Here is a 2864-nt window from a genome sequence, read left to right on the forward strand (position 1 = left end):
CTGCCAAGTGACCCGATTTGACTTGCATGCAAAAGTGTCGCTTACTTTGATGTGCGAACCAGTCCGTATAACGGATTGTAAAAACAGGAAAACAATGTCTCATCGACTGATCGCCTGTGAAAATTGCGACTATCTCCATGTCGAGGAAGAAATCCCGACGGGCAGCGTCGCATATTGCGTTCGATGTGGATCGCCGTTGTACCGCGCGGCACAGGTGCGCTTTGACAAACCGTTGGCACTGGCTGTTACGGCATTTCTGTTGTTCTTGATTGCCAACAGCTACCCGGTTTTGACCTTTGCCATGGAAGGTCGGGTTGAAACCAACACACTAAGCAGTGGCGTGCTGACGTTCTGGCGCGAAGGGTTTCCGTTTTTGGCCATTATGGTCGCCGTCACATCGGTGTTGGCACCGCTGGTCCTGATTACGGCGCACATCTATGTATTGCTGCCGATCAGCTTGAACAGGCAAGTGCCCGGCATGCAGCAGGTCTGGCGCATTCTGGCGATCATCCGGCCCTGGTCGATGCTCGATGTCTTCCTGATCGGGTTGCTGGTGGCTTTGACCAAGCTGACGGATTTTGCTGACGTCATTGCCGGTCCTGCATTTTTTGCGATTTGCTGCCTGATCCCGACAGTTCTTCTGATGAATATCACGCTTGACCCACGCTACGTTTGGCGGCGGTTGGCACCGGCAAACCTGCGTTATCCGACATCTGAAGATATTGGCAACCAACAAGGTTCAGATCAGCAAGACAGAACACTTCTGACCTGTCACACATGCTCCATGGTTGTTCTGGGCGGCGGGCGCGACAATGTGCGTTGTCCGCGCTGTGGTGCGATGGTGCATCACCGAAAACCACGCAGCCTGTCGCGTTCTTGGGCCTTGTTGCTGGCTGCTGTCATTTTGTATGTGCCGGCAAATGTCTTTCCGATCATGACCGTTACGTATCTTGGCCGGGCAGAGGCGGACACTATACTCTCGGGCGTCAGCGCGCTGGTCCGGGCCGGGGAGTGGCCAATTGCCATCGTTGTCTTTACGGCAAGCATTCTGGTGCCAATCATCAAAATCCTGCTGTTGGGATGGGTTTATATTGCGACCGCCTTGGGGTTGTCTGGTCCACTCAAGGAGCGCACATTGATTTATCGTATCACGGAGCTGATCGGGCGATGGTCGATGGTTGATGTGTTTATGGTATCGATCCTTGCGGCACTGGTGAAACTTGGAAATATCGCAACAGTTCAACCCGGTTTCGGGGCGGTTGCATTTTGTGGGGTGGTCATTTTGACAATGCTTTCGGCCATGGCCTTTGATCCGCGTTTGATTTGGGATCGCGCTGGTATGCAAACGGTCAAACGACCAGGATTGGCAAATGTGAAGACAGATCATGACCGCGTTGAAAATCAGGGGATCCCGTCATGAGTGACGCGAAAAGTTCAGAACCGGATCAACAGCCGGAAAAGCCCGACATCCGAACAGGTTGGGGCCGTTTTTCAATTATCTGGCTGGTGCCGCTGGTGGCCTTGATCGTCGGTGGTTGGCTGTTGTGGCGTGATATCGTCTCAAAGGGTCCCGAAATCACCGTTACGTTTGAAGCGGCAGAAGGTCTGTCTGCCGGTAAGACTGCCGTGCGTTATCGCGATGTCGATGTCGGTCAGGTGACAGCCATTAATCTTGCCGACGATATGGAACATGTTGTTCTGACGATCCGAATGAACGCGGATTTCAGCGATTACCTGACAGATAAAACGCGGTTCTGGGTTGTGCGCCCACGCGTGAGTGCGCGGGGTATTACCGGCTTGGAAACCATTGTTTCCGGGGCCTATATTGAAGTGATACCAGACAAGTCGGGTGAAAAGGCACGCGAATTTGTTGGCGAGGAAGAGCCGCAATTTATCCCTGATGAAGAAAACGGCACGCGTTTTGTCCTGACCGCAGAAGAACTTGGTTCCCTGGGCGAGGGGACACCGGTCCTGCTGCGCGGGATCGAGGTCGGAGAGGTGCTTGATACCGAACTGGATGCCAATGCGGATGGTGTTTCAATCCCCGTATTTATCCGCAAACCTTTCGATGCGCTTGTTAAACGCCAAACCAGATTTTGGGATTCAAGCGGGATCGCCCTTGATCTGAATGCCGAAGGCTTTTCTGTGCGCGCACAGTCTGTTCGCTCTGTTTTGGCGGGCGGGATCAACTTTTATACGCCGCCCACAAATGAAAACGATGAAATGGCGACCGCAGATACGGTATTCCGCCTACATGAAAGCCTTGAGAAGGCCGAGTTGCTTGCCGAGGGATACAGTCAGCGCTACATGCTTTATTTCGACTCTTCGGTTCGCGGACTTTCGCGCGGTGCACCTGTGGAATTCAACGGTATCCGTGTCGGGACAGTCGAAAGTGTCGACCTGGAATATGTCGTCACACAGCACGCCTTCCGTGTGCCGGTTGAAGTCACACTTGAACCAGAACGCGTAAGCATCGTTGGTGGGCGCCTGGGGGATGTTGATCCGCAGGAAACCATTGAAACCCTGATTGATAATGGCCTGCGTGCCCGCCTCAAGACAGGAAGTTTCATTACAGGTCAGTTGTTTGTCGATCTGTCCATGCATCCGGTTTCCCCGGCGCGCTATCTTGGCAATCAAGAGGGCAATTTGCCGGAACTTCCGACGCTGCCGCAAAAGTTGGACGAAATTGCCAATTCGCTAACCAGTCTTCTTGAAAAGGTCGAGACCTTCCCGATTGAAGAAATCGGAATTCGCCTGCTTGGGACCGTGGAGGGCATGGAGAATATCGTCACGTCGCCAGCATTGAATAACGGGATGATCAGCCTGCAACAGGCCGCAGCGGGCATAAACACGCTTGTTACCAA

At 53.3% G+C, this 2864-nt stretch carries 2 protein-coding genes; both read left to right on the forward strand.

Annotated features, from left to right (window positions below; translation table 11 throughout):
• Positions 1–94: 94 nt before the first annotated feature.
• Entirely contained in the window at positions 95–1420 is a 1326-nt protein-coding gene (locus B3Z49_RS21140) for a paraquat-inducible protein A (RefSeq protein ID WP_296994625.1), read from the forward strand.
• On the forward strand, positions 1417–2864 hold a 1448-nt coding region (locus tag B3Z49_RS21145), incomplete at its 3' end, for an intermembrane transport protein PqiB (protein WP_296994627.1). The genes B3Z49_RS21140 and B3Z49_RS21145, both read left to right, overlap by 4 nt.

Origin of the sequence: Thalassospira sp. UBA1131 (assembly GCF_002311515.1) — a bacterium.
Taxonomy (GTDB): Bacteria; Pseudomonadota; Alphaproteobacteria; order Rhodospirillales; family Thalassospiraceae; genus Thalassospira.

Coding starts and splice junctions, on each gene's coding strand:
- B3Z49_RS21140 (WP_296994625.1), top strand. CDS start 95: ATGTCTCATCGACTGATCGCCTGTGAAAATTGCGACTATCTCCATGTC.